This window comes from Rubellimicrobium aerolatum, assembly GCF_017872975.1.
In the GTDB taxonomy this organism is placed as follows: domain Bacteria; phylum Pseudomonadota; class Alphaproteobacteria; order Rhodobacterales; family Rhodobacteraceae; genus Rubellimicrobium; species Rubellimicrobium aerolatum.
Window position 1 is genome coordinate 1 of record NZ_JAGGJP010000002.1, and the last position, 25,712, is coordinate 25,712.

General features: G+C 73.0%; 21 protein-coding genes. 10 read left to right on the forward strand and 11 right to left on the reverse strand.

Going from position 1 to position 25,712, the window contains the following annotated elements; all coding sequences use genetic code 11:
* Positions 1–643, forward strand: a 643-nt coding sequence (locus J2Z33_RS02320; protein ID WP_209837516.1) for a hypothetical protein, incomplete at its 5' end; no start/stop codon positions are given.
* A gap of 392 nt (positions 644–1,035) precedes the next feature.
* Here J2Z33_RS02320 and J2Z33_RS02325 read toward each other — a convergent pair.
* Positions 1,036–1,584, reverse strand: coding sequence for an REP-associated tyrosine transposase (locus J2Z33_RS02325; RefSeq protein ID WP_209837518.1), 549 nt, complete (start codon positions 1,582–1,584; stop codon positions 1,036–1,038).
* 136 nt (positions 1,585–1,720) lie between these two features.
* Positions 1,721–2,038, reverse strand: a complete 318-nt coding sequence (locus tag J2Z33_RS02330; RefSeq protein WP_209837520.1) for an antibiotic biosynthesis monooxygenase family protein — start codon at positions 2,036–2,038, stop codon at positions 1,721–1,723.
* A gap of 178 nt (positions 2,039–2,216) precedes the next feature.
* Here J2Z33_RS02330 and J2Z33_RS02335 point away from each other — a divergent pair, with 178 nt between their 5' ends.
* From J2Z33_RS02335 to J2Z33_RS02355, 5 genes are all read left to right on the forward strand, one after another.
* Entirely contained in the window at positions 2,217–2,543 is a 327-nt protein-coding gene (locus J2Z33_RS02335) for a DUF2934 domain-containing protein (RefSeq protein ID WP_209837522.1), read from the forward strand.
* 532 nt (positions 2,544–3,075) lie between these two features.
* The gene (locus J2Z33_RS02340; RefSeq protein ID WP_209837524.1) at positions 3,076–4,122 is read left to right on the forward strand and encodes a ligase-associated DNA damage response exonuclease; all 1,047 of its coding nucleotides are present in this window, start codon (positions 3,076–3,078) and stop codon (positions 4,120–4,122) included.
* Positions 4,119–5,708, forward strand: coding sequence for an ATP-dependent DNA ligase (locus tag J2Z33_RS02345; protein ID WP_209837526.1), 1,590 nt, complete (start codon positions 4,119–4,121; stop codon positions 5,706–5,708). The genes J2Z33_RS02340 and J2Z33_RS02345 overlap by 4 nt, the downstream gene beginning before the upstream one ends.
* Before the next feature lie 122 nt (positions 5,709–5,830).
* The gene (locus tag J2Z33_RS02350; protein WP_209837528.1) at positions 5,831–7,645 is read left to right on the forward strand and encodes a M3 family oligoendopeptidase; all 1,815 of its coding nucleotides are present in this window, start codon (positions 5,831–5,833) and stop codon (positions 7,643–7,645) included.
* 4 nt (positions 7,646–7,649) lie between these two features.
* Entirely contained in the window at positions 7,650–8,033 is a 384-nt protein-coding gene (locus J2Z33_RS02355) for a SpoIIAA family protein (RefSeq protein ID WP_209837530.1), read from the forward strand.
* 29 nt (positions 8,034–8,062) lie between these two features.
* Here J2Z33_RS02355 and J2Z33_RS02360 read toward each other — a convergent pair whose 3' ends face one another.
* The 4 genes from J2Z33_RS02360 to J2Z33_RS02375 all read right to left on the reverse strand — a co-directional run bounded on the left by J2Z33_RS02360 (position 8,063) and on the right by J2Z33_RS02375 (position 11,920).
* Entirely contained in the window at positions 8,063–8,755 is a 693-nt protein-coding gene (locus tag J2Z33_RS02360) for an NAD(P)-dependent oxidoreductase (RefSeq protein WP_245218499.1), read from the reverse strand.
* Between the two features lie 70 nt (positions 8,756–8,825).
* On the reverse strand, positions 8,826–9,803 hold the full coding sequence (locus J2Z33_RS02365; protein ID WP_209837532.1) for a Gfo/Idh/MocA family protein: 978 nt from the start codon (positions 9,801–9,803) through the stop codon (positions 8,826–8,828).
* Between the two features lie 63 nt (positions 9,804–9,866).
* Positions 9,867–10,763, reverse strand: a complete 897-nt coding sequence (gene rpoH, locus J2Z33_RS02370; RefSeq protein ID WP_209837534.1) for an RNA polymerase sigma factor RpoH — start codon at positions 10,761–10,763, stop codon at positions 9,867–9,869.
* A 137-nt stretch (positions 10,764–10,900) separates the two neighbouring features.
* The gene (locus tag J2Z33_RS02375) at positions 10,901–11,920 is read right to left on the reverse strand and encodes an RluA family pseudouridine synthase (RefSeq protein WP_209837536.1); all 1,020 of its coding nucleotides are present in this window, start codon (positions 11,918–11,920) and stop codon (positions 10,901–10,903) included.
* Here J2Z33_RS02375 and J2Z33_RS02380 point away from each other — a divergent pair.
* Entirely contained in the window at positions 11,919–12,212 is a 294-nt protein-coding gene (locus tag J2Z33_RS02380; protein WP_209837539.1) for a DUF6476 family protein, read from the forward strand. The two genes, J2Z33_RS02375 and J2Z33_RS02380, sit on opposite strands and share 2 nt — an antisense overlap.
* A gap of 101 nt (positions 12,213–12,313) precedes the next feature.
* Here the strand turns inward: J2Z33_RS02380 and J2Z33_RS02385 are convergent, their stop codons facing one another.
* From J2Z33_RS02385 to J2Z33_RS02400, 4 genes are all read right to left on the reverse strand, one after another.
* Positions 12,314–12,484: a hypothetical protein gene (locus J2Z33_RS02385; protein WP_209837541.1), complete on the reverse strand. Its 171-nt coding sequence runs from the start codon at positions 12,482–12,484 to the stop codon at positions 12,314–12,316.
* Between the two features lie 470 nt (positions 12,485–12,954).
* Complete coding sequence (locus J2Z33_RS02390) at positions 12,955–15,204, reverse strand: hybrid sensor histidine kinase/response regulator (RefSeq protein ID WP_209837543.1); 2,250 nt, start codon at positions 15,202–15,204, stop codon at positions 12,955–12,957.
* Complete coding sequence (locus J2Z33_RS02395; protein ID WP_245218500.1) at positions 15,201–15,740, reverse strand: putative pterin-binding protein; 540 nt, start codon at positions 15,738–15,740, stop codon at positions 15,201–15,203. Before J2Z33_RS02395 ends, J2Z33_RS02390 begins: the two co-directional genes overlap by 4 nt.
* Positions 15,737–16,780, reverse strand: coding sequence for an HD domain-containing phosphohydrolase (locus J2Z33_RS02400; protein ID WP_209837544.1), 1,044 nt, complete (start codon positions 16,778–16,780; stop codon positions 15,737–15,739). The genes J2Z33_RS02395 and J2Z33_RS02400 overlap by 4 nt, the downstream gene beginning before the upstream one ends.
* A gap of 247 nt (positions 16,781–17,027) precedes the next feature.
* Between J2Z33_RS02400 and J2Z33_RS02405 the strand changes: the two genes are divergently transcribed.
* Positions 17,028–19,868, forward strand: a complete 2,841-nt coding sequence (locus J2Z33_RS02405) for a PAS domain S-box protein (RefSeq protein ID WP_209837545.1) — start codon at positions 17,028–17,030, stop codon at positions 19,866–19,868.
* A gap of 370 nt (positions 19,869–20,238) precedes the next feature.
* Positions 20,239–22,908, forward strand: coding sequence for a PAS domain S-box protein (locus J2Z33_RS02410; RefSeq protein WP_209837546.1), 2,670 nt, complete (start codon positions 20,239–20,241; stop codon positions 22,906–22,908).
* Between the two features lie 48 nt (positions 22,909–22,956).
* Here the strand turns inward: J2Z33_RS02410 and J2Z33_RS02415 are convergent, their stop codons facing one another.
* Positions 22,957–24,630 (reverse strand): response regulator, encoded by a 1,674-nt coding sequence (locus J2Z33_RS02415; RefSeq protein ID WP_209837547.1) that lies wholly within the window; start codon positions 24,628–24,630, stop codon positions 22,957–22,959.
* Positions 24,631–25,196: 566 nt separating this feature from the next.
* On the opposite strand from J2Z33_RS02415, the gene J2Z33_RS02420 reads away from it, so the two are divergent.
* Positions 25,197–25,670 carry a DUF2934 domain-containing protein gene (locus tag J2Z33_RS02420; RefSeq protein ID WP_209837548.1) on the forward strand — a complete coding sequence of 158 codons (474 nt, stop codon included), beginning with the start codon at positions 25,197–25,199 and terminating at the stop codon, positions 25,668–25,670.
* Positions 25,671–25,712: the final 42 nt, after the last annotated feature.

The following is a 25,712-nucleotide window of genomic DNA, read 5'->3' on the forward strand; positions in this document are numbered from 1 at the left end:
ACCCCCACCGGGCGCTCGGATACAGATCACCCCGCGAGTTCATCGCGGATCAGACAACAACCTGATCCTGTCCGGTCATTCAGGGGCAACAACACTTGTCTCACCAGACGCAGAATGGAATAGTGGATCTAACGTCTACAGTCGCGACACAAAAGGCATCATGAAGTCAACGGCACTAGCACTTTTTTCAATTATCATCTCATCTCAACTAGCATATGCCGACATATTGGCAGTTATAGTAGATGAGAGCAGGCTACCTTATGACTTGAGCCCAAGTAAATATGAAAACAGCCCTAGTAAGTACGAGAACAGCGCAAGCAAGTATGAAAACTCGGAAAGCAAATACAGCAACAGCCCAAGTAAGTATGAGAACAGCGCAAGCAAATATGAAAATGGCCCAAACGGAGAACGTCGTGTATACACTAATGACGGCAGGGTCTTGGGCTATTATGTATTCAGCGAAGATGGAATCTTGAACTTCTTTTCATACGAATCGCGCCGAGTAGCTTACTTGCCAGCGGGTGGGCATACGCAAAGCATCTTCAGCAATACGGGCTGGTGCGGGATAATTGTAGAAGATCAGAATCAACTAGTGCTGGGTCTTAGCCAAGAATGCTACTTTAACTTTCTTCTTGGCAACTAGAAAAGCAAGGCGTAGGGTACTGGAATCTCAGCCCTGCGGAGAATCATAAACCTTATTCCGCTGATGCGCCACAGGTACTCAGCTCCCAAACAGGATCGGAAACAATGGCCTCTTTACCACATCCTTATTATGAAGCACGCGCAATAGCGCGCATCGCGGCGGCACGCGCCCGAACAATTGCAGAGTTGGCGGACCAGTTTGTCGTGGACGATCGGCAAGAAGCGATCACAGAGGAGGAGCGGGACACGATTGTCGCATCCTTCGACGCACTACTCAAAGAGTTGCAGAGCGAATTAGACAACTTCAGAGTTAAATGCCAGCCGTAGGGTGGGTGCCAACCCACCATTCGACCGCTCCATCTGTTGCAACGGCGATGGTGGGTTTCACCCACCCTACCCCTGCCTCGGTCGGTTCCGCACTTCCCCAAACCGGCCCTCCGGCACGACGCCTGACCATTCCGGCTCGACCCGGCCGTCGCGGATGTCGCGGTGGATCGAGGAGAACGGCCAGTCGTCGGCCTGCGACACGAGTCCATGCTTGACGGGATTGATCCAGCAATACCGGACATGGGCCTCATAATCCGCCGCGTCCCGGATGTGGTGCTCCCAGAACCGCCGCTGCCACAGGCCCGCCTCGCCCTTGGCGACCTTGCTCTCGCTGCGCGCGCCGGTGAGGCCGACCGACTTGGTGAAGCAGGTCTTGATGTCCTTCCAGCGGGTCGAATAGTCCGCATCCCCCTCCGGCAAGGTCCAGACGCAATGCAGGTGGTCGGGCAGCACGACCCAGGCGTCGATGCCGAAGGGCCGTTCGGCGCGAACGGCCCGGACGGCCTCGCGCAGCGCCTGCACCTCCCGCACGAGGAGGTCGGACCCTCGGTCGGCAAGCGTCACGGTGAAGAAGAGGCTCGCGCCGGGCCGGCGTGGGCGGAGATAGCGGGGCATGGGGCAGGCCGAGGACGGTGGGTTTCACCCACCCTACCCGTCGGCCGTCGCGCCGCAATCCAGCCCGGCGCGCATCGCCGGACGTTCGGCGCTGAGAACGGTCCCCCGGACCGTTCTCCGGGCGGGCCTCACCTCCTCAATACACCCCCTCCACCTCATACATCACCGGCTCGAACCCCCGGCACAGCGCGTTGATCGCCCGGTTCCGCTCCCGCATCTCGGGCGTCCGCAGCATCGCCTGGTAATCCTCCCGGCTCGCCCACTGCGAGTAGTTGCACACCCGCGTCCGGGCGTCGTTGACGTGCAGCGCCGCGCCCAGGAAGCCCGGCTGCTTCGAGATGCACTCGGCAAACGCCGCCTGCAGCGCCTCGATCAGGTCGAAGGCCAGCGCGGGCGTCGTCTCGAAGGTGGTGATGATGGTCTGTCCCCGGAAGTCCTGGCGGATCTCGGCCATGTCTCGCCTCCCCTGACAGGCCGAGCATGGCACGCCGGGCCGTCGCCAGGAAAGAGCCGTGGGCCGCTCACCCGCCCGATCCGCTCCCGGGTCTCTGCGCCCACGCCTCACCGCCCCCCACGGAACATCCGCCCCCCTCCCCGGTTTCCCTCCCGGTCCACGCCAGGGAGGCCCCGCCATGATCCACCGAGACGACCGCGTCCGCGAGCGCGCGCACGCCATCTGGGAAAGCGAGGGCCGCCCCGAGGGCCGGCACGAGGAGCACTGGCGCCGCGCCGTGGAGGAGATCGACCGCGACTCCGCCGGACCCTTCGCCGACGCCGCCCCGGCGGCGGGCGGCCCCGGCGTGGACGGCAACGGCCTGTCGTCCAGCGTCCAGCCCGGCGGCACGATCCCCGGCGGTGGCCCCGGCGGCGGCCCCAGCGCGGGCCTGGGCAGCCTCGGCACCGGCGGCGGCCCGACCGCCGACGCCCCCACCGGCGACCCCGGCCATCCGACGACCTGACTCCTCCGCGCCCCGGGGTGTTGCGCGAATCGCGCCCGAGCGTTCGTTGCCGTCAGGCGGCGTTAACGGATCGGTGCGATTCTCCTCGCACAGGACCGCAGGCAGCCCCCCGCCGCGCGTCCGGCCCTCGCCCGCAGGGGCGGCAAGGGCCGGAGACGGCCGCGAGGGGCGGAAGGGAGAACGACGCCAAGAGGACGCCCGGCCCGACATCCCGGGACCAGACCAGATGCAAGCCATTGCGGCCAGATACCCGGCCAGGGCGGATCAGCGCGCCTCCAAGAGAGTCGCCCCCGCCCGGTGATGCCACTGAGACCCAGCCCGCCCAATGGCGGCCGGTGCTCCCGCCCTGCGCGCCCCTCGCGCCCAGGCCCGGAGTGAACCCGGAGGCCTCGCGGGGATTTACTCTGTCCGGAGAACCGACCGCCGGACCCGCGCCCCTCATCAACCTGGCCCCAATACGCCGGGGTGAGCCGCGCAGCGGCGAGGGGCAGCGCCCCTTCCCGCCCGCCCCGCTTGCGCTATCCTGCACCGCATGGCCGTCCTCACCTTCACCGACCGCGGCATCTTCTGCCCCGCCGGCGACTTCCACATCGACCCCTGGCGCCCCGTCCCCCGCGCCCTCCTGACCCACGGCCATTCCGACCACGCCCGCCCCGGCATGGGGGCCTACCTCGCCACCGACCTCGCCGCCCCCGTCATCCGCCACCGCCTGGGCGACATCCGGCTCGACACCATCCGCTACGGCGAACCCCGCGCGATCGGTGGCGCCACGGTCAGCTTCCACCCCGCCGGCCACGTCCCCGGCTCCGCCCAGATCCGAGTGGAGGTGGCGGGCGAGACCTGGGTCGTCTCCGGCGACTACAAGGTGGTGGACGACGGCCTCTCCACCCCCTGGGAGCCCGTCCCCTGCCACGCCTTCATCAGCGAATGCACCTTCGGCCTCCCCGTCTTCCGCTGGACCCCGCAGGAGGAGCTGCGGACCCAGATCAACGACTGGTGGGCCGCGAACGCCGCCCAGGGGCGCGTCTCCCTCCTCGGCGCCTACTCGCTCGGCAAGGCGCAGCGGGTCCTGCACCTCCTGGACCCCTCCATAGCCCCCATCCTCACCCACGGCGCGGTCGAATCCGTCACGCAGGTCCTCCGCGACCAGGGCCTCCCCCTCCCCGCGACCACCCGCGTCACCCCCGCGCTCGATCTCAAGGCCCACCCCGGCGCCATGGTCATCGCCACGCCCTCCGCACTCCACTCCACCTGGGCGCGCCGCTTCGGCGACGCCTCCACCGCCGTCGCCTCCGGCTGGATGGCGCTCCGGGGCATCCGCCGCCGGCGCGGCACCGACCGGGGCTTCGTCATGTCCGACCACGCCGACTGGCCCGGCCTCAACGAGGCGATCCGCGCCACCGGAGCCCCCAAGGTCTTCGTCACCCACGGCTACACCGCCGCCTTCCGCCGCTGGCTGGAAAGCCAGGGCTATGACGCCGGCATCGTCGCCACCGACTACGCCGGCGACGAGGTGCTGGCGGAGGGCGAGGCCCCGGCCGACATCATCGACGAGGACGCCCCGGAGGCGGCGGAATGAAGGACTTCGCCGCCCTCTACGCCCGCCTCGACCAGACCACGAAAACCAACGCCAAGGTCGCGGCGCTGGCCGACTACTTCCGCGCCGCTCCCGACGCCGACAAGCTCTGGACCGTCGCGCTCTTCTCGGGCCGCCGCCCCCGCCGCACCATCACCGCCACGTCCCTGCGCGACTGGGCCGCCGAACGCGCGGGCCTTCCCCTCTGGCTCTTCGAGGAATCCCACGGCGTCGTCGGCGACCTGTCCGAGACCATCTCCCTCATCCTCCCCCCCGCCACGCGAGAGAGCGACCAGCCCCTCGCCCACTGGATCGCCCGCCTGCGCGAGCTCTCCGCCCTCCCCGAGCCCGAGCGCAGGCAGGGCATCCTCGACGCCTGGGACTCCCTCCCCGGCCCCGAGAGGTTCCTGTTCACCAAGCTCCTCACCGGCAGCTTCCGCGTCGGCGTCTCCCAGACCCTGATGACCAAGGCCCTCGCCCAGGCGACCCAGCAGCCCGAATCCGAGGTCACCCACCGCCTCATGGGCGACTGGAGCCCCGAGACGACCACCTGGGACCGCCTCCTCCTCCACGGCGAGGCGCGGGACGACACCGCCCGCCCCTACCCCTTCTACCTCGCCTATCAGCTCGACGACCCCGCCGACCTCGGGAACCCGCAGGACTGGTTCGCCGAGATGAAATGGGACGGCATCCGGGGCCAGCTCATCCTGCGCGAGGGCCGCCATCACCTCTGGTCGCGGGGCGAGGATCTCATCACCGACCGCTTCCCCGAACTCGCCCGCGCCATCGACTGGCTCCCCCCCGGCACCGTTCTGGACGGAGAGATCCTCGCCTGGCAGGGCGACCGCCCCCTGACCTTCAACGCCCTGCAACCCCGGATCGGCCGCAAGACCGTCCCCAAGGCGCTCCTGTCCACCGCCCCCGTGGTCCTCATGGCCTACGACCTCCTCGAACAGGACGGCCACGACATCCGCCCGGCCCCCTTCGCCGACCGCCGCGCCCGCCTCGAATCGCTCCTGACCGGCCTGCCGCCCGAGGCCCCGCTCCGCCTCTCGCCCCCCGTCCCCTTCGCCACGCTGGACGACCTGCGCGAGGCCCGCCTCCGCGCCCGCGAGGACGGGGCCGAGGGCCTGATGCTCAAGCGCCTCGCCTCCCCCTACGGCAACGGCCGCCGCAAGGGCGACTGGTGGAAGTGGAAGGTGGACCCCCTCACCATCGACGCGGTGATGATCTACGCCCAGGCCGGATCGGGCCGCCGCGCCAACCTGTTCACCGATTTCACCTTCGCGGTGAAGGACGGCAACCAGCTCGTCCCCTTCACCAAGGCTTACTCGGGGCTCACCGACGCCGAGTTCCGCAAGATCACGGCCTGGGTGAACAAGCACACCGTCCAGAAGTTCGGCCCCGTCCGGCAGGTGGAACCCCAGCAGGTGTTCGAGATCGGCTTCGAGGGCATCCAGGCCAGCCCCCGCCACAAGTCCGGCGTGGCGCTGCGCTTTCCCCGGATGCTGCGCTGGCGCCACGACAAGCCGGTGGACGAGATCGACAGCCTCGACACCCTCAAGGCGCTGCTGGCCGCCCACGGTTAGGGGTTCGTTCACCCTTTCGTGGTAGGTTGATCCTCCGGCCCCGAATCAGGTCGAACCCGCCCGCACTTCCCCCGGCCTTTCCGGGGGACTATCTCAGCCCCGCAACATGAAGGGACAGGACCATGACGCAGATCGCCTATGACGCCGACCCCCGCGGGGCCGCGCCCGACCTGGGCTCGCTCCCCGAATGGAACCTGTCCGACCTCTACGCCGCCCCCGACGCGCCGGAACTCCTGCGCGACATGGACTGGCTGGAGGAGGCCTGCCGCAGCTTCGCCGCCGACTTCGAGGGCCAACTCGCGACCCTCGACGCCCACGGCCTCCTCGACGCCGTGCTGCGGTATGAACGGATCGAGCAGGTGGCCGGCCGCATCATGTCCTACGCCGGCCTGCGCTACTACCAGATCACCACGGACGGCGAACGCGCCAAGTTCCTTTCCGACTGCCAGGACCGCATCACCAATTTCACCACCCCCCTCGTGTTCTGGGGGCTGGAGTTCAACCGGCTGGACGAGGACCACCTCGCCGCCCTCCTCGGCCAGAGCCAGGAGCTGAACCGCTACAAGCCGGTCTTCGACCGGATGCGCGCCATGAAGCCCTACCAGCTCTCCGACGAGCTGGAGAAGTTCCTCCACGACATGTCCGTGGTCGGCGCCTCCGCCTGGAACAAGCTCTTCGACGAAACCATCGCCGCCCTGAAATTCGACGTGGATGGCGAGCCGCTGGGCATCGAGGCCACGCTCAATCTCCTGACCGACAAGGACCGTTCGCGGCGCGAGGCCGGGTTCCACGCCCTCGCCAAGGTGTTCGGAGAGAACACCCGCACCTTCGCGCGCATCCACAACACGCTGGCCAAGGAGAAGGAGGTCGAGGACCGCTGGCGCGGCCTGCCCACCCCGCAGACCGCGCGCCACCTGTCCAACCACGTCGAGCCCGAGGTGGTCGAGGCGCTGAGGAACGCCGTCGTCGCCGCCTACCCGCGCCTGTCGCACCGCTACTACCGGCTCAAGGCGAAATGGCTGGGGCTGGACCGCCTCCAGGTCTGGGACCGCAACGCGCCCCTTCCGACCGAGGACGACCGCCTCGTGTCCTGGGACCAGGCCCAGCGCACCGTGTCCGAGGCCTACGCGGCCTTCGACCCGCGCATGGCCGACCTCGCCGCGCCCTTCTTCGCCCAAGGCTGGATCGACGCCGCCGTGACGCCCGGCAAGGCCCCCGGCGCCTTCGCCCACCCCACGGTGACGGACGCGCACCCCTACGTGATGCTGAACTACCTCGGCAAGCCGCGCGACGTGATGACCCTCGCCCACGAGCTCGGCCACGGCGTCCATCAGGTGCTGGCGGCGGGCCAAGGGGAGCTGCTGTCCTCCACCCCCCTCACCCTCGCGGAAACCGCGTCGGTGTTCGGCGAGATGCTGACCTTCCGCAAGCTGCTGTCCGAGGCCCCCGACGCCAAGGCGAAGAAGGCCCTCCTCGCCGGCAAGGTCGAGGACATGATCAACACGGTCGTCCGGCAGATCGCCTTCTACGACTTCGAGTCCAAGCTCCACGAGGCCCGCCGCCACGGCGAGCTGACGACCGACGACATCAACGCCCTCTGGATGTCGATCCAGGCGCAGTCGCTCGGCGACGCCTTCGACTTCGCTCCCGGCTACGAGACGTTCTGGAGCTACATCCCGCACTTCATCCACTCGCCCTTCTACGTTTACGCCTACGCCTTCGGCGACGGCCTCGTGAACGCGCTCTACGCCGTCTACGAGGAGGGCGACCCCGCCTTCCGCGACAAGTACTTCGAGATGCTGAAAGCGGGGGGCAGCAAGCACCACAAGGAACTCCTCGCCCCCTTCGGCCTCGACGCCTCCGACCCCACCTTCTGGGACAAGGGCCTGTCGATGATCGAAGGCTTCATCGACGAGCTGGAGCGGATGGAGGCCTGATGCCATGATCGAGCCCCTCCCCTCCGCCACCCCTGACGTGATCGCCCTGCGCGTCCGGGGCCGGCTCGCCCGTGCCGACCTCGACCCACTGACCGATCGGCTGGAGGCGTCGCTCGCGGCGCACCCCAAGACCCATGTCTATGTGGAGGTGGAGAGTCTCGGCGGCCTCGACCTGGGCGACCTGCCGCACCACCTCGGCCGGTCCCTGAGCCTTCTGAAGCGGCTCGACCGCTTCGGCCGCGTCGCTGTGGTGAGCGATCAATCCTGGCTCCTCTGGGCCACCCGGTTCGAGAGCGCGATCCTGCCGCACATCAGCTACCGCACCTTCCGCCCCGACCAGGCAGCCAAGGCACGGGCCTGGGTCGAGACGGGCGCCGAGGCTCCATAGGCGGGCTCCGGCCCGCCCCCCTCGCTGGATCAGGCCAGCATCTCCAGCACCACCCGGGTCGAGGACTCCTCGAAATCCGGCTCGTCCCGGGCGATGAACGGCGTCCCGCCCACCCAGGCGTTGTCCGCCGCGCAGTCCAGCAGCAGCGCCGCCACGTCGCCGGTCCGCGCCCGGATCAGAGCCTCGGGGAAGGGCTCCGCCCCGATCCAGGCGTCGCCCGTGGGCTCCCCCTCCAGAAGCCAGCCCGGCCGCACCGCCGTCCAGTCGAGGCCCGAGACGCGGAGCACCGCCTCCATCCCCCGCATCTGGTCGAGCACGCGGGTCAGCGACGGAATCACCGCCGTGCGGAACAGGAGCGGTCCCCGGTCACGGACCGCCACGAAGGCCGCCGAGATCACGGCGATCCGCTGCACCCCCTCGGCCTGCATCGCCTGCACGATCCGCGCCGTCCCGTCCACATAGAGCGGCGGCGGATCGAGCAGCGTCCGGGGATCGTTCGGCACGCCCAGGCACGAGATCACGGCGTCCATGCCCCGCACGACGGGCCGCAGGTCGCCCGCCAGCACATCCGCCGGCACGGCCTCGACACCCTCCGGCAGCCGCCCGGGTTCCTTGAACGACCGGTCCGAGGCGCGCACCGCATGGCCCCGCTCCAGGGCCTGCCGCACCACCTCGCGCCCCGTCACCCCCTCCGCTCCGAACACCACGATGCGTCGGCTCATGCCGGTCCCCTTTCGGCTGGTGATCCGGCGGAGGAACGGCCGGGCGCGCGGGACGTTCCCGGCCGCAACGTCAGGCCGCCCCCTGCTCCGCTTCCAGCACCATGTCGATCATGGCCTGCGTGCCCCGGCTGAACTCCAGCGGGCAGGGATAGGCCACGCCCTCGCGCAGCGCCCGCCCGAAGTTCTGCACCTGCAGCACGTAGTGGTTCACGTTCGGAAACCGCTCGCCAGTCCGGGTCATGCCCGTCTCCAGCACCAGCTGGGCCACGTCATGCACATTGGCGTTGAAAGGCGCGTAGGCCACCCGCAGCACGCCATCGGTCCCGTGGAACACCACCTCCTGCCGGTTGTGGAGGCGCATCGACACCATGCCGGAATAGGCGAAGCCCGGGAAGTCGGCCATCATCTGCACGTACACGTCCACGCCGTTCTCGCGCTGGACGTTCGCCGCGCGGATGCGCGCGGGCTCCTGCCCGCTGACGAAGCGCGCCGCGCCGAAGATGTAGACTCCGATGTCCCCCAGCGCGCCGCCCCCGGTATCGGGCTTGTTGCGGATGTTGCCCATGTCGGTGAGGTTGAACGAGAACTCGGCCGCGACGTGCCGCAGCTCCCCGATGGCGCCGCCCTGCACCAGCTCCCGCGCGCGGATCCATTGCGGGTGGTGCACGATCATGAAGGCCTCGGCCACCAGCCGCCCCGAGCGGTCGCGCGCCGCGATCAGCCGGTCGAACTCCGAGGCGTGCAGCGCCATCGGCTTCTCGCAAAGGACGTGCTTGCCGGCCTCGATCGCCTTGAGCGACCATTCGACGTGCAGGTGGTTGGGCAGCGGGATGTAGACCGCCTCCACCTCGGGGTCGGCCAGCAGCTCCTCGTAGGAGCCATGAACCCGGAGATTCGGCGCGAAGGCCCGGAACCCCTCGGCCTTCGCCGGGCTCGACGTGGCCAGAGCGAGGAGGTCCGCGCCCTCGGCGGCGTGGATCGCGCGCGCCATGTGCTCGCGCGCGAAGTTCGCGGCGCCCAGGACGCCCCAGCGGACGGGCTTGTGCATGTGGATGGTCCCCCCTCGATTGCGCCGCGACGCTAGCAGGCCCGCGCGCGGACGCAACGAGGGTCAGGCCGTCTCCAGCATCCCCCGTTCACGCGCCAGCTCGGTCATCCGCTTCTGGAGCTTCTCGAAGGCGCGCACCTCGATCTGCCGGATGCGCTCGCGCGAGACGCCGTAACGCTCGGACAGCTCCTCCAGCGTCACCACGTCGTCCTGGAGCCGCCGCTGGATCAGCACATCCTTCTCGCGGTCGGTGAGCTGGTCCATCGCCGCCGTCAGCAGCTCGCGCCGCGCCTCCAGCTCGTCCCGCTCGGCAAAGGCGGTAGCCTGGTCGGCGTCCTCGTCCTCCAGCCAGTCCTGCCACTGGGTCGAGCTGTCCTCGCTCGCCCCGATCTGGGCATTGAGCGAGGCGTCGCCCCCCGACAGGCGGCGGTTCATCGACACCACCTCCTCCTCGGTCACGCCGAGGTCGGTGGCGATGCGCTTGACGTTCTCGGGGCGCAGGTCCCCCTCCTCCAGCGCGCCGATGCGGGCCTTGGCCTTGCGGAGGTTGAAGAACAGCTTCTTCTGCGCCGAGGTGGTGCCAAGCTTCACGAGGCTCCACGACCGCAGGATGTACTCCTGGATCGCGGCCCGGATCCACCACATCGCATAGGTGGCGAGCCGGAACCCCTTCTCGGGGTCGAAGCGCTTGACCGCCTGCATCAGGCCCACGTTCGCCTCGGAGATGACCTCGGCCTGCGGGAGGCCGTAGCCGCGGTAGCCCATGGCGATCTTGGCCGCGAGCCGCAGGTGCGAGGTGACGAGCTTGTGCGCAGCCGAGGCATCCTCGTGGTCCACCCAGCGCTTCGCGAGCATGTACTCCTCCTCCGGCTCCAGCATCGGGAACTTGCGGATTTCCTGGAGATAACGGTTCAACCCCTGTTCGGGGCTGGGGGCCGGAAGGTTCGCATAGGTGGCCATGGAAGCTCCTTTCGAAAAGTTCATCCCCTTAACATTTCGGGTCTTATGACTCAAGGGAAATGCCGTTATAGCCCATCTTCCTCAACGAAAGATGAACACCCGTCGCCTTGGGCGACGATTTTCGCGGTGGCACCGGTTCAACCGCGCAGGGCGCGCAGGAGTTCCGCCATGTCGGGCGGCAATGGCGACTCGAAGCGCAGCCCCTCGCGGGTGACGGGGTGCACGAAGCCCAGCGTCGCGGCGTGGAGCGCCTGCCGGGGGAAGCCCGCGACGGCGGCGGCGCCCGCCTCGCCCAGGGCGCGGACCGAAGGCCGCCGCTGGCCGCCATAGACCGGATCGCCCACGAGCCCGTGGCCCGCATGGGCCAGATGGACTCGGATCTGGTGGGTCCGCCCGGTCTCGAGCCAGCAGTCGATCAGCGCGGCGGCGGGCGGGGCGCCGAAGCCCTCGACGACGCGGGCGCGGGTGACGGCGTGCCGTCCGCCCTCCCAGGTCACCGCCTGCCGCTGCCGGTCGGTTCGGTGCCGGTCGAGCCGCGTCGCGATCCGCAGCACCTGCCCCGCCTCCCAGTCGATGCCGCGCAGGCCGGACAGCCGGGGGTCGGCCGGGTCGGGTCGGCCGTGGCAGACCGCAAGGTAGTGCCGTTCGACCGCGTGCGCCTCGAACTGCGCGGCGAGGCCCTGGTGCGCCCGGTCCGACTTGGCGGCGACCAGCAGGCCCGAGGTGTCCTTGTCGATCCGGTGCACGATGCCGGGCCGCAGCATCCCGCCCACGCCGGACAGCGAATCGCCGCAATGGTGGATGAGCGCGTTCACCAGCGTCCCGGAGGGCGAGCCCGGCGCCGGATGCACCACCATCCCCGGCGGCTTGTCCACCACGATCAGCTCGGCGTCCTCCCAGACCACCTGCAGCGGGATCGCCTCGGGGCCGATGTGGCTCTCCTCCGGCGGCCCGAGCGCGATCTCCACCCGCGCACCGGCCGTGACGGGGGCCGAGGGGTCGGCCGCGACTGCCCCGTCCACCCGCACCGCGCCCTCGGCGATGAGGCGGGCGAGGCGCGAGCGGCTCAGGCTGTCGTCTGGCACGTCGCGGGCCAGCGCCTTATCAAGGCGGCGCGGCGGGTCGGCCGCGATGTCGAAGCAAAGGCGTTCGCTCATGGACACGGCCCCCGAGGCCTCCCTCCCGCCCGGGCTGCGGGCGCTTCAGCGCCTGGTGACGGCGCTGATCGTGGTGATGATCCTGGGCTTCCTAGTCCTGATCGGCGCCTTTGTCATGCGGCTGAACCGCGAGGGGCCGCCCCTGCCCGACAGCCTCGACCTGCCCGAGGGCGCGCGGCCCACCGCCTTCACGCAGGGCGGCGACTGGCTGGCCGTGGTGACGGCCGACGACCGCATCCTGATCTACGACCGCCTCACGGGGCGGCTGCGCCAAACCCTGAAGGTGGATTGAGACCCTGCCCTGCCGTGCCCGCCCCACCCGGCCGCTTCGTTGTGCTGCGCCCGGCTGTTCTCCGCCCCACCCTGACCTGCCGTTCCCCGCTCGACGGCCTTCTAGGCCCCGGCCGCTGCCGTCGCGACCGCCTGCTGGCGGGCCAGGAGGTTGCGCTGGACGATCGGGGCCACCAGCGGCGGCCTGATTCCGTTGCGCCGGCGGGCCGAGCCCCTGATCTCCGGGCTCCAGGCGGCCTCGGCGATCCGGTGGTCGCGGATGACTGGCGCCATCGCGGCTCGGCCGTGTCTCCGTGCCCCGCGACGAGGGAACGCAAGACCGGCGGGCAAGGGGCTCTTCGCCGGGTCCGACGCTCGCGGCCGACGACCGCCCCGGCCCTTCGACGACCGCCCCGACACCCGTGGTCCGCGACGGCGGAGCGAGGCGCCGTCGAGCGAGCGGTCCCTCGCCCTTCCGCCCGATCCCGCTGCCAAGGCCGGCGACCGCCGGGGGGCCGGGTCGCCAAGCGGGCGATCCTCGGACGGCCCCGAGGAACGGGCGATGCCACCCGGAGCGGAGGTCGATGGCCACTCCTCCCGGCAGGGAGCCCGCCCGACGACCCGGCGGCGGTCATGGCCGGCGCCCGCATCCGGTCCCCGGCCGCCGGACAGCCTCCCGCGGCAAGCCTCGACAGGCCGTCGGACCCGACGGCAGGATCGAGGGTCCTGCCTCCCGCCCGGCCCCTCCGCCCCCGCGCGGATCATCAGGCGGCGACCGGCCGACCGGCGGCCCGTAGCGCGGCCCGAGCCATGTCGGCCCCGGCGAGCGCCGCCCGCAGCGGACGCTCCGTCGCTTCCGGGCCCCTGCCCCCTCCGTCCCGGAGCGCCTGGGCGAGGCGGGCGGCCTCGGCCAGGCCCAGCGTCGCGGCCGCGCCCTTGAAGCCGTGCAGGATCGCGTCCAGCCGCCCGGAGTCCCCGGCCTCCCCCTCGGCGAAGGCGGCGGGCAGCGCGGCGGCCTCGGCCATCACCTCCTCGAGCAGCGCCTCCACCGTCCCGGCCCCCAGGGTGCCCAGGAGGCTCGCGAAGAGGCCGGCGTCCAGCAGCGGGGCCTCGGGCGCGGCCCCGGGGCCCGGCGCGGATCGCCCGCCCGGAGCGGGGCGGGCCTCCGGGCTCTGCTTCGCGGCGGGCCCGGCCGGGCGTTGCAGGCCAGCCTCGGCGAGGACCTGCGCCAGCTTGTCCTGCGTCACCGGCTTGGCCACGAAGTCGTCCATCCCGGCGCGCAGGCAGTCGGCCCGGTCGCTGATGAAGGCATTGCCGGTCAGGCCGACGATGCGGACGGGATCGCCGCGCCGCCGGATCTCCTCGGTGGCCTCCAGGCCGTTCATCACCGGCATCTGCACGTCCATGAGCACGAGGTCGCAGCCGCCCTGCGCGAGCCGCTCGACCGCCTGGGCGCCGTTGTGGGCCATCTCGACCTCCACCCCGAGCCAGCCTAGCAGGCCCTTGGCGACGGTTCGGTTCACGGGGTTGTCCTCGACCACCAGGACGCGGCCCTGGAAGGCCCCCTCGCGGGCGTGGGCGGGATCCGGCGGCGTGGCTGCGGCGGCCTCGACGGGGAGGGGATCGGCGACGGGGATCTCGAACCAGAAGGTGCTGCCCTCGCCCGGCCGGCTCGTGGCGCCGATGCGGCCGCCCAGCCCCTCGGCGATGCGCTTGCAGATGACGAGCCCGAGGCCCGTGCCGCCGAAGCTGCGCGAGGCCGAGCCGTCCACCTGGCTGAAGTCGCGGAACAGCAGCGACATCGCCGCGTCGGGGATGCCGATGCCGGTGTCGGCGATCTCGATCCGCAGGCGGCCGGGGGCGGTGAGGCGGCCCGTCGCGGTGACCGAGCCCTCGGTCGTGAACTTGAGCGCGTTGCCGAGGAGGTTCACGAGGATCTGGCGCAGCCGGGCCGGGTCGGTGCCGACCTCCAGCGCCGGCAGGTCGATGCCGAGCCGCAGGCCCTTGAGCTCGGCGCGCGGGGCCAGCATGGCGCGCAGCAGCATCGCCACGTCGGGCAGGCGGACGCGATGGATCTCGAACTCCACCTTGCCGGATTCGAGCTTGGAGAAGTCCAGCACGTCGCTGATGACCTCGAGCAGGTGGTAGCCCGATTCGCGGATGGTCGAGAGGTGCCGCTCCTGCTCGGGCGAGAGGTGGGCGTGGGCCATGAGCTCGGCGGTGCCGATGATGCCGTTGAGAGGCGTGCGGATCTCGTGGCTCATGGTGGCGAGGAAGGTGGACTTGGCGCGGCTGGCGGCGCGGGCGCGCTTGGCTATGGCGCGGTTGCGCTCCCCCAGGATGGCGAGCTTGCGGCCGACGGTGGCGATCAGGCGCATCTGCAGCGCCATCAGCGTGACGATGCCGGCGAAGCCCACCACGAGCAGGCCCACGCTGATCCCCAGCGCGGCCTGGAGGCCCTGGGCCTCGGCCCGCTGGGCCACGCGGGTCTGGTTGAGCGCGGCGTTGGTCAGCACCACCAGGTTGCCGGTGGCGCGCTGCACGGCCTCGGTCTCGGAGCGCAGGGCGCGGAGGCCCGGCCCGGAGGGCGCGGCGGCCAGCGCGTCCACGCGCGCGGCCAGCCCGAGGATGTCGTCGCTCACCCGCTGCGCCTCGGCGTAGAGGCTGGGGGTGGCGCTGAACTTGACGCCGAACGAGCCCTCCTCCAGCAGCTCGGCGCGGCTGTAGAGGATGTCGTAGGCCGCGACCACCGGGGCCGCCCCGTCCGGCAGGCCGGCGAGCAGCGCGTCGTCGATGGTGGCGATCATGCGGCTGGCCTGGCGGTCGGTCTGGTAGACGGCCCACATCGCGTCCTCGCGGACGCTGTCCTCCATCGCCTGCCGGCTCTGGTCGAGGAGGCTGAACAGGTAGACGACGCCGGCCAGCAGGACGAGGCTCAGCCCGCTCAGCCCCGCGACGCCCCAGCGCAGCGGGCGCGACCCCGTCCAGTCGGACCTGCGGCGCCAATACTTCACGCCAGGACCTCGATGCCGGCGACCTGCCAGACGGAGCGGCCGAAATACACCTCGTTGAAGAGGTCGGGACGTTCGTCGAACGGATAGATGACGAAGATCGGGCCCTTGTCGCGGACCGAGATCCCCTGCCCGTCGATGCGGGTGGCGAGGATCACGGGGATCGACAGGGCGTCGTCCATCGGCATCTCGGCGGAATAGTCGTTCAGCGCCACGATCCGCAGCGCCGAGCCCCCGGCCCCGGCGGCCTCCAGCACGGTGGCGACGGTCGGGCCGCTGAACCGGGGCCGGCCCTCGTGCCAGGGGGTCGCGGTCACCGTCTCGCGCTGGGGGAGCGCGTCGAGCATGGCGAGGTCGAACTCGGCCGCCCCCTCGGCGTTCGTGGCGTCGATGGCGCCGGTCAGGCGCAGGATCACCGGGCCCGCCGGCCGGGCGAGCGAGGCCCGCGCGGCGCGCGGGGCCGCGAAGGGCGCGGCCACCAGCCCGGCGCAGAGCGCGCGGCGGGTGAGGTCGAGGGACAGGGTGCGGGGGGTCGTCATGCGGCGTTCTCCTGGGTCGTCATGCAGGCGGGGGCGTCGTAGAGGGCGCAGACGGCGGGCCAGATGCGGCCCAGCGCGGCGACGCAGCCGGGGTCGAAGGCGGCGCCCGACAGCCTCTCGATCTCGGCGCGGGCGGCGGGGGCGTCCCAGGCGGGCTTGTAGGGCCGCTCGCTCCGCAGGGCGTCGAGCACGTCGGCCACCGCCACGAGGCGGGCCGCGAGCGGGATGCGGTCCCCCGCGAGGCCGTGGGGATAGCCCGCGCCGTCCCAGCGTTCGTGGTGGTGCAGCGCGATGCCGTGGGCGATGCGGATGAGGTCGCTGGTGCCGTCGCGCAGCACCTCCCCGCCCATGACGGTGTGAAGGCGCATGACCGCCACCTCCTCCGCCGAAAGGCGGCCGGGCTTGAGGAGGATGGAGTCGGGCAGGCCGATCTTGCCGATGTCGTGGAGCTGCGCGGCGAGGAAGACGTTCGCGCAGGAGCGCGGGCAGAGCCCCAGCTCGGCCGCGAGAAGGGCGGAGACGCGGGCGACCCGCTGGATGTGGCCGCCGGTCTGGTCGTCGCGGTATTCGATGGCGCGGGCCAGACGCTCGATCACCTCCTCCTCGCGCTGGGCGATGCGGCGGGTGGCGGCCGCCACCTCGTCGGCCAGGTGCACGGCGCGGTCGGACAGGGCCGTCTGCGCGCGGCGCAGCGCCAGGAGGTTGGCGGCGCGGACGCGCAGCTCCTCCGGGTCCACGGGCTTGTTGAGGAAGTCGGTGGCGCCGGCGCGGATCGCGTCGATCCGCAGGGCGCGGTCGGAGTCGGCGGTGATCATCACGACGGGGACGTGTTCGAACCGGGGATCGGCGCGCAGGCGGCGCAGCACGTCGATGCCGTTCAGGCCGGGCATCTGGTAGTCCACGATCACGAGGTCGAACACCGTCGCGCGGCAGCGGTCGAGCGCGGCCAGCGGGTCCTGGAACGTCTCGGCCCGCCAGCCGGGCACGGAGGCGATCACGCCCTTCAGCACCCGGAGGTTCACCGGGTGGTCGTCGATCACGCATAGGTCCATCGGACGAATCCCCCCAAGCCAGCGTTTCATCGCCCCCATCCTCGCGCGAAAAGGTGAACGGACCCTTTCCGCCCCGCCCCGAAACGATTCGAATTGTCGCGATCGGGCGGGACGGTGGCGGGGGAGCGACGGACGGCTCGACGCCTTCGGGGGATCGCCTATGCTGGCCGCAGGCCCCCGGACAGGAGCCGGACGGGGCCAGGGGCCGGGCCCGCAGGACGAAGGGAGCGCCGCCGTGACGCTGGACGTGCTGATCGTCGATGGCCGCCCCGAGAGCCGGCGCGCTCTCGCGGCCTGCCTGCCCGCCGGCGCCCGCGCGCGCGAGGCGGCGACCGGCGCGGCGGCGCTGGCCGAGACGCGGCGGCGCGGCCCCGACTGCCTGCTGGTGGCGCAGGACCTGCCGGACATGGCGGGGCTCGACCTCGTGCGCGCCCTGCGCGACGGGGCGGGCGAGCCGGCGCAGGCGGTCGTCCTCGTGGCCGAGCCCGACGGCGAGGCCGAGGCGGTCGCCGCCATGCGCGAGGGGGCGGGCGACTACATCGACCGCCGCCGCTGCGACCCCCACACGCTGCGCCGGTCGATCCGGGTGGCGCGGGACCGGCTGGCGCTGGTGCGGTCGCGGGCCCAGGCGCTGGCGGCGCTCCGGGCGAGCGAGGAGCGGCTGCGCCGGCGCGAGGCCGAGCTGTCGCGGGCGCACCGGCTGGGCCGCTCGGGCGGGCACGAGGTGGACCTGCGCGGCGGCCGGTTCCACGCCCGGCGGTCGCCGGAGTACCTGGAGATCCACGGCCTGCCGCCCGAGGCCTGGGACGAGCCGCACGAGGCCTGGCTCGCCCGCGTCCATCCCGACGACCGCGCGCGGGTGGAGCGGGCCTTCCTCGACGCGGTGGCGGCGGCGCGGGCCGAATACGCCATCGACTACCGGATCGTCCGGCCGGGCGACGGGCAGGTGCGCTGGGTCTCGGTGCTGGCCGAGATCGAGCGCGACGCGGCGGGGCGGCCGCTCCGGCTGTTCGGCACCCATACCGACGTGACCGAGCGCAAGCTGTCCGAGGAGCGGCTGCGGCTGGCGCTGGAGGCGGTGGGGGGGATCGTCTACGACTGGGACCTGACCACGGGCGAGGTGGTCCGCAGCGGCCCCGTCCGGGCGATGCTGGGCTTCGATCCCGCCGAGGCGCCGCCCCGGGCGGAGTGGTGGCAGGACCGGGTGCATCCCGACGACCTGCCGCGCGTGCGGGCCGAGGCGGCGGCGGCGCTGGCGCGGGGCCGGGAGCGCCTGACGTGCGAGTATCGGCTGCGCCACCGCGACGGGCGCTGGCTGGACCTCGCCGACCATGCCTCGATCCTCTACGGACCCGGCGGGCCGGTGCGGGCCATCGGCAGCACGGTGGACATCACCGCCCGCACGCGGGCCGAGGCGGAGCTGCGCGCCAGCGAGCGGCGCTTCCGCGCCGTCTTCGAGAACGCCGCCGTGGGCGTGGGCTGCGTGGACCTGCGGACGATGCGGTGCCTCGACGTGAACGAGGCGCTCTGCCAGATGCTGGGCCGGTCGCGGGCGGAGCTGATGTCGCGGCCCTGGCCGGAGATCACCCACCCCGACGACCTGGAGCCGGACCTGTCGCTGTTCCGCCGCATGGGCCGGGGCGAGATCGACCGCTACGCCGTCGAGAAGCGCTACCTGCGCGAGGACGGCGGGACGCTCTGGGCGCGGGTGGCGGTGTCGCTGGTGCGCGACGCGGACGGCCGGCCCGCCTTCGAGATCGCGGTGATCGAGGACGTGACCGAGCGGCGCGCGGCCGAGGCCGCCCTGCGGGCCAGCGAGGCGCGGTTCCGGCGGGTGGTGGACAGCAACATCCTGCCCTTCGCGCTGGGCGGCCCCGACGGGCGCATCCACTACGTCAACGACGCCTTCGTCGCGCTGACCGGCCACGGGCGCGACTCCTTCGCGGGCGGGTCCGTGGGGGCCAAGTCCGTGGGGAGCGGGCCGCTGGGCTGGGACGACCTCACCCCGCCGGAGTTCCGGGGGCTGGACGCGGCGCGGCGGGCGGAGCTGGCGCGCGACGGCGCGGCCGCGCCCTACGAGAAGGAGATCGTGACGCGCGACGGCCGCCGGGTGCCGGTGCTGGTCGCGCTCACCCCCGCCGGGGGCGCGGCGGGCGAGCAGGCCGCCGTGGTGGTGGACCTGTCGGCGCAGAAGGCCGCCGAGGCGGCGCTGGCGCGGTCGAACGAGGCGCTGGAGGCGATGGTCGCCGAGCGGACCCGCGCGCTCCGCGCGACGGCCGAGGAGCTGGCCGCCGAGATGGCGCGGCGCGAGGCGGCGCAGGCCGGGCTGCTGCGGGCCCAGAAGCTGGAGGCGCTGGGCCAGATCACCGGGGGGATCGCGCACGACTTCGGCAACGTGCTGGCGGCGGTGCTGGGCAGCTACCGGCTGATCGGGCGGCGCACCGTTGACGAGGGGGTGCGCGACATCCTGCGGCAGGGCACGGCGGCGGCCGAGCGGGGCCACGCGATGGTGCGCCAGCTCGGGCTCGTGGCGCGGAGCGAGCCGCTGGACCCGGTGCGCGTCGATCCGCGCCGGCTCGTGCCGCAGGTCGAGGCGCTGGCCCGGCACGCGCTGGGCGCGGGGATCGCGCTGGCCTGCGAGGTGGAGCTGGCCTGCGAGGTGGACGACGACGCCTGGCCGGTGCGGGCGGACGCCCACCTGCTGGAGGTGGCCCTCCTGAACCTGGTGGTGAACGCGCGCGAGGCGATGCCGGGCGGCGGGCGGCTGCGGCTGACGGTGGCGAACCGGCCGGCGGGGATGGGGCCGGCGGGGATGGGGCCGGCGGGGATGGGCCTCGCGGGGGACGCCGTGGCCTTCGAGGTGATCGACACCGGGACCGGGATGGCGCCCGAGGTGCTCGACCGCGCGGTGGAGCCCTTCTTCACCACCAAGGGGCCGGGCCGGGGGGCGGGGCTGGGCCTCGCGGTGGTCCACGGCTTCGCCGAGCGGTCGGGCGGGGCGCTGCGGCTGCGGAGCGCCCCCGGCGCGGGGACGACGGCGACGATCCTGCTGCCCCGCGCGGACGGGGAGCCCTGACGCGGCCTCCCCGACGCGGCCTCCCCGACGCGGGCCGCCCGGCGCGGGTCGCCCGGCGCGGCCTTGCGGCGGGCGGGAGGCGGCCTTGCCCTTGGGACAGGTGACGCCCGCCCGCGTCCCGGTGTAACACCACAGCCGCAGCGCGAATCAGCTCCGCCGGGCCCGGACCCGCCGGGGCCGCGACGTCATCGGACAGGCCGTCCGAAACAGGGGTTCGACGATTTGGAAACAATGGCTTGCGCCCGGACGGCGAGCTTGACAACGCACAGACCACAACCCAAACGTGTGCGGCAGGCTCAATCCCGGATTGCAACCCTGGACCGCCCGGCCCCGTCGGGCCGACCGTCCGCGCTGGAGTGAGAGACGGCCCATGCGGCACCTGTCCTGGATCGGGCTCCTGGCCCTCCTCGGCCTCGCGCTCCTCGTGGGCGCGATGTTCCAGGCCGGCCTGCGGCTGGAGCGGTCGCGCGGCGAGACCGAGCGGCGGCAGATCGAGCACATGGAGGTCCTCCTCGAATCGCAGCGCGCGCTGTCGGCGCTGCTCGACGCCGAGACGGGGCAGCGCGGCTACCTGCTGACGGGGGACGACCGGTATCTCGGCTCCTACCGCGACGGCCGCGCCCGGATCGACGGCCACCTGGACCGGCTGGCCGAGCTGGCGGCGGGCAGCCCCCGGCAGGCGGCGGTCGCGGCGGACCTGGAGCGGCTGTCCGACGCCCGCATGGCGCTCCTGGACCGGGCCCTCCTGCTGGCGGGGACCGGGCGCGCGGACCAGGCGGTGGCGCTGGTCGCCTCGGACCGGGGGCAGGCCTTCATGGACCGGGTGCGCGCCCTCGTCGCCCGCCTCGCCGCCGAGGAGGAGCTGCGGCTGGACGCCCGCACCCGGCAGGCCGAGGCCGCCGCGACGGATGCCCGGCGGCTGCTGGCGGTGGCCTTCGCCATCGGCCTGGGGCTGGTGGCCGTCGCCGCCGGCTACGCCCTGAGCGCCGCCCGCGCCGAGGGCCGCGCCCGGGGCGCCGAGGAGCTGGCGCGCAGCGAGGCCGAGCGGCAGGAGACGCTCACCCGGCTGTCGGCCATCGTGGACACCGCCGTCGATGCGATCGTGGTGATCGACGAGTCGGGCACGATCCAGTCCTTCAACCCCGCCGCCGAGGTCATCTTCGGCTACGCCGCCGACGAGGCGCGGGGCCGCAACGTGCGGATGCTGATGCCGCCCGGCCACGCCGCCGCCCATGACGGCTACCTCGCCCGCTACCTCCGGACCGGCGAGCGCCGCATCATCGGCATCGGCCGCGAGGTGGACGGCCGGCGCTCGGACGGCGGCCTCTTCCCCGTGGACCTGTCCATCACCGAATGGCGCGACGCCGGGGGGCGGCGCTTCTTCACCGCCGTCATGCGCGACATCTCGCTCCGCCGCGAATCCGAGCGCCGGTTGCAGGACAGCGAGGCCCGCTTCCGCCAGCTCGCCGAGACGATCGACGACGTGTTCTACGTGCTGGAGCTGGAGGAGGAGCGGATCAGCTACGTCAGCCCCGCCTACGAGCGGCTCTGGGGCCGCCCGGTCGCCGAGCTGATGCGCGACAACCGCGCCTTCCTGGAGGGCATCCACCCCGAGGACCGCCCCCTGGTCGAGGCCGCCATCCGCCGGCAGCACGCGGGCGGCGGAAGCGAGGCCGAATACCGCCTGCGCCGCCCCGACGGCAGCGAGAGGCGGGTCCACGACCGCGCCTTCGTCACCACCGACCCCATCACCGGCCGCCGCCGCGTCGTCGGCATCGCCGAGGACGTGACCGAGCGCCGGGCCGCCGAGATCGCGCTGCGCCAGCTCAACGAGACGCTGGAGGAGAAGGTGGCGACCGCCGTCGCCGAGAAGCAGGCGGCGGCCGCGCAGCTCTTCGAGATGCAGAAGATGGACACCATCGGCCAGCTCACGGGGGGGGTGGCGCACGACTTCAACAACCTGCTGACGCCCATCGTGGGCTCGCTCGAACGGGCGCAGAAGCGCGTGGACGACGAGCGGACGCAGCGCCTGATCGCCGGCGGGCTGGACGCGGCCGAGCGGGCGCGGCTGCTGGTCAGCCGGCTCCTGGCCTTCGCGCGGCGCACGCACCTGGAGGCGCGGCCCGTGGACATCGCCGCGCTGGTCGGCGGCATGACCGACCTCATCCAGCGGTCCATCGGGCCGCAGATCGCCGTGGCGGTGACGGCGCCCCCGGGCCTCCCCCCCGCCCGCGTGGACCCGAACCAGCTCGAGCTCGCGCTCCTCAACCTCGCGGTGAACGCGCGGGACGCGATGCCGGGCGGCGGCACGCTCACCCTTGCCGTCGGTGCGGCCGAGGCGGGGCCGGGCGACCCCTCGGGCCTCGCGCCGGGGCGCTACCTGCGGCTGTCGGCCATCGACACCGGCACCGGCATGGACCCCGAGACGCTGCGCCGCTGCATCGAGCCCTTCTATTCCACCAAGGGCGTCGGCAAGGGCACGGGCCTCGGGCTGTCCATGGTCCACGGCCTCGCCGCGCAGTCGGGCGGGCGGCTCCTCCTGGCCTCCTCGCCCGGCGGGGGGACGCGGGCCGAGATCTGGCTCCCCGAGGCGGCCGAGGTCCTGCCGGCCGAGAGCCCGAGCCCCGCCGAGGCCGTCCCCGCGCCCTGGTCGGCGACCCTGCTGGTGGTGGACGACCAGGACCTGGTGCGGATCGGCACCGCCGAGATGCTGCGCGAGCTGGGCTACGAGGTGGTCGAGGCCGCCGGCGCGGCGCAGGCGCTCGACCTCGTGCGCCGGGGGCTGGCGCCGGACCTGCTGGTGACCGACTACCTGATGCCGGGGATGTCGGGGGCGCAGCTCGCCGCCGAGCTGCGCGAGATGCGGCCCGGCCTGCCCGTGCTGCTGGTGACGGGCTACGCCGAGGTGGCGCAGGCCCCGGCCGGGCGGCTGCCCCGGCTGGCCAAGCCCTTCCGGCAGGCCGACCTCGCCCAGCGGGTGGCCGGCCTCCTCGACCAGGGCAAGGTGGTCAGCTTCCGCGCCCGCGCGCGCGCGGACTAGCGGCTGCGTCGGGCGGGCGTCCGGCCGGATCGGAGGGACGCGGCCCGCTCACTCCGGCGGGGCGCGGGTCCGCAGCGGCACCACCTTCTCCTCGCCCGACAGCATCGCCGCCAGCCGCCCGGCGAGGTCGGACTGGCGGAACGGCTTGCTCATCACGTGGAAGCCGCGCGTCTGGTCGGGCCCGAGCTGGGCGTAGCCGGTGATCATCAGGATCGGCAGGTCGGGCTGCATCTCGCGCAGCTCGCGCGCGAGGTCGGCCCCCAGCATCCCCGGCATGATGTGGTCGGTCACGACGACGTCGGGCCGGAAGCCCATCCGCACCGCCTCCAGCGCCTCGTGGGCGGTGCCCACGTCCTCCACGTCGTAGCCGAGGTCGCGCAGCCCCTCGGCCATCGACATCCGCACCAGCTCCTCGTCGTCCACCAGGAGCACGGTCCAGCGCCGCGACGGGTCGGCGTCCGGCCCGCCCGCCGTCGCGCGCCCTTCCTGCGCCACGGGCAGGAACAGCACGGCGGCCGTGCCGCGCCCCTTCTCGCTCAGCAGCTTGAAGAGCCCGCCCGACTGGGTGGCGAAGCCATGGACCATCGACAGGCCGAGCCCCGTGCCCTGCCCCTGCGCCTTGGTGGTGAAGAAGGGCTCGATGGCGCGGCGCGCGGTGCCGGGCTCCATGCCGACGCCGCTGTCCGACAGGGCGAGGCTGACATAGCGCCCCGGCCGCAGCCCCGGCACCGGGTCGTCGTCGGTGTCCACCAGCTCGGCCGCGACGGTGACGCGCCCGCCCGAGGGCATGGCGTCCCGCGCGTTCGCCGCGAGGTTGAGGAGCGCGACCTCCAGCTGGTTGGGGTCCACGAACACCGCCGGCAGGTCCGGGGGCACCTCCAGCCGCAGCTCGACCAGCGGGCCGAGGCTGCGGTCCAGCAGGTCGCGCATCCCTTCCACGATCCCCGCCGGGCTGATGGCGGTCGGCTGGAGCCGCTGCCGCCCCGCGAAGGCCAGGAGCCGCTGCACCAGCGTCGCCGCCCGCTCGGACGATTGCAGCGCCGCCGAGATCAGCCGTTGCGACCGCTCGTCCGGCAGCTTGCGCCGGATGATGTCGAGGCCCGCGACGATGGGCGTCAGCAGGTTGTTGAAGTCGTGCGCGAAGCCGCCGGTGATCTGGCCGATGGTGTCCATCATCCGCGCCTCGCCGGGGTCCGCGCCCGCGTCGCGCGGGGACCGGGGGGCGGGCGGCGGCGCGGGCGGCTCGATGGCCTTGGGCACCGGGTCGAACGTCAGGAGGACGCCGCCCGGCCGACCGTCCGGGCCCGCCATCGGCACGGAGTCGAGGTCCAGCGGCACCCGCTCGGAGCGGCCGTCGCGCGGGACCGCCAGCTCGCGTCCCTTCAGCGCCAGCGTGTCGCCCTCCAGCCCCCGTTCGAGCAGCAGCGACACGAGCGGGGCCGACTTGGGCCAGGCCTCGCGGGCCCGCGCGCCCGTCGTCTCGGGCCGCAGGCCGCCGGTGGCCGCCGCGAAGGCCTCGTTGTGCAGGACCAGCCCCTCCTCGCCCCAGAGGAGCGCCATCGGGCGCGGCGAGCGGAGCATCACCCCCAGCACGGCGCGCAGCCCGGCGGGCCAGCCCTCCAGCGGCCCGAGCGCGGTGCCCGACCAGTCCTTCTCGGCGATGAGGGCGGCGCAGGGGCCGTCCCCCAGCCCGTCGATCGCCCACCCCGGCGCCCCGCCCAAACCCGTATCGACCGGACCCGTAGCGCCCGGACCCGTAGCGCCCGGCCCGATCCCGCCCGGGCCCGGCACGCCGCCGCCGGCCCGGTCCCCCGGCCCGATCCCGGACGCCGCCTTTCCCGCCTCGTCCGCTCCCGGACCCTGGCCCTTGTCTCGCATGAACAGCCGCATCTCGCCCCGTGCCAGCACCGGGCCCGAACCGGGCCCGAGTCGCGGTCGATGTAGCGGGCAATCCGTCGCCGGACAGGCCCGGCCCCACGCCGCCCCGCCTCCATCCGGCCACGGACCCGGCCGCCACCCGGCCGCCGATCCCGCCCCCGCCCCTCTTCGTTTCCAACCTTGTCATTATCGGGCGGACAAATCCAGCCCCGGCCATCCGCCGGAACCAATCCGGCCCGCCCGACCCCCGCCCGACCCCCGCCCATCCGGCGGGCATCCCGCCCGGAAACCGGGCGGCGGCGCGACAGGGCGGCCACCCCCGCCCGTGAAACGGCGCATGGACCGGCGGCGGGGCTCGTCTATCTTCTTCCGCCAGGGAAGATGGCCACCACGGGATCACGAGGACCGACATGACGACGGATGACACCGAAGAGCGGCTCCGCCAGCGCGCCCACGAGATCTGGGTGGAGGAGGGCCGGCCCCACGGGCGCCACGAGGAGCACTGGCGCCGCGCCCAGGAGGAGCTGGCCGCCGAGGCCGGCCCCGCACCCGCCGAGTCCGCGCCCGCCGAGGACGCGCCCGCCGAGGACGCGCCGGCGGAGGGCCGCAAGCCCCGCCGCCGCCCCGCCGCCGATCTAGCCGCCGCCGATCTAGCCGCCGCCGATCCCGCCGCCGAGGGCGCGGCTCCCACCCCCCCGCGCGCTCCGCGCCGGTCCAAGGCCGCCAACGGCGGCGCGACGCCCGAGCCCGCCCCCGCCTCCGCGCCCGAGGTCGCCCCGCCGCGCCCCGGCCGCCGCCGCGCCGCCGCCGAGGGGGCGGCCCCGGCCCCCCGCCCCGCCCGCCGGCCGCGCAAGGCCGTCCCCGAGACCCCGCCCGACGCCTGAGCCCGAGACGCCTAGCCGGCCCCGCCTCGGGACCGCCTCGGG

Excerpts from the sequence above, each read along its gene's own strand:
- J2Z33_RS02330 (WP_209837520.1), bottom strand. The coding sequence starts at position 2,038 with ATGGCCGAGATCCGCCAGGACTTCCGGGGACAGACCATCATCACCACC.
- J2Z33_RS02340 (WP_209837524.1), top strand. The coding sequence starts at position 3,076 with ATGGCCGTCCTCACCTTCACCGACCGCGGCATCTTCTGCCCCGCCGGC.
- J2Z33_RS02385 (WP_209837541.1), bottom strand. The coding sequence starts at position 12,484 with ATGGCGCCAGTCATCCGCGACCACCGGATCGCCGAGGCCGCCTGGAGC.
- J2Z33_RS02375 (WP_209837536.1), bottom strand. The coding sequence starts at position 11,920 with ATGAGCGAACGCCTTTGCTTCGACATCGCGGCCGACCCGCCGCGCCGC.
- J2Z33_RS02380 (WP_209837539.1), top strand. The coding sequence starts at position 11,919 with ATGGACACGGCCCCCGAGGCCTCCCTCCCGCCCGGGCTGCGGGCGCTT.
- J2Z33_RS02410 (WP_209837546.1), top strand. The coding sequence starts at position 20,239 with ATGCGGCACCTGTCCTGGATCGGGCTCCTGGCCCTCCTCGGCCTCGCG.
- J2Z33_RS02335 (WP_209837522.1), top strand. The coding sequence starts at position 2,217 with ATGATCCACCGAGACGACCGCGTCCGCGAGCGCGCGCACGCCATCTGG.
- J2Z33_RS02395 (WP_245218500.1), bottom strand. The coding sequence starts at position 15,740 with ATGACGACCCCCCGCACCCTGTCCCTCGACCTCACCCGCCGCGCGCTC.
- J2Z33_RS02420 (WP_209837548.1), top strand. The coding sequence starts at position 25,197 with ATGACGACGGATGACACCGAAGAGCGGCTCCGCCAGCGCGCCCACGAG.
- J2Z33_RS02345 (WP_209837526.1), top strand. The coding sequence starts at position 4,119 with ATGAAGGACTTCGCCGCCCTCTACGCCCGCCTCGACCAGACCACGAAA.
- J2Z33_RS02365 (WP_209837532.1), bottom strand. The coding sequence starts at position 9,803 with ATGCACAAGCCCGTCCGCTGGGGCGTCCTGGGCGCCGCGAACTTCGCG.
- J2Z33_RS02360 (WP_245218499.1), bottom strand. The coding sequence starts at position 8,755 with ATGAGCCGACGCATCGTGGTGTTCGGAGCGGAGGGGGTGACGGGGCGC.
- rpoH (WP_209837534.1), bottom strand. The coding sequence starts at position 10,763 with ATGGCCACCTATGCGAACCTTCCGGCCCCCAGCCCCGAACAGGGGTTG.
- J2Z33_RS02325 (WP_209837518.1), bottom strand. The coding sequence starts at position 1,584 with ATGCCCCGCTATCTCCGCCCACGCCGGCCCGGCGCGAGCCTCTTCTTC.
- J2Z33_RS02355 (WP_209837530.1), top strand. The coding sequence starts at position 7,650 with ATGATCGAGCCCCTCCCCTCCGCCACCCCTGACGTGATCGCCCTGCGC.
- J2Z33_RS02350 (WP_209837528.1), top strand. The coding sequence starts at position 5,831 with ATGACGCAGATCGCCTATGACGCCGACCCCCGCGGGGCCGCGCCCGAC.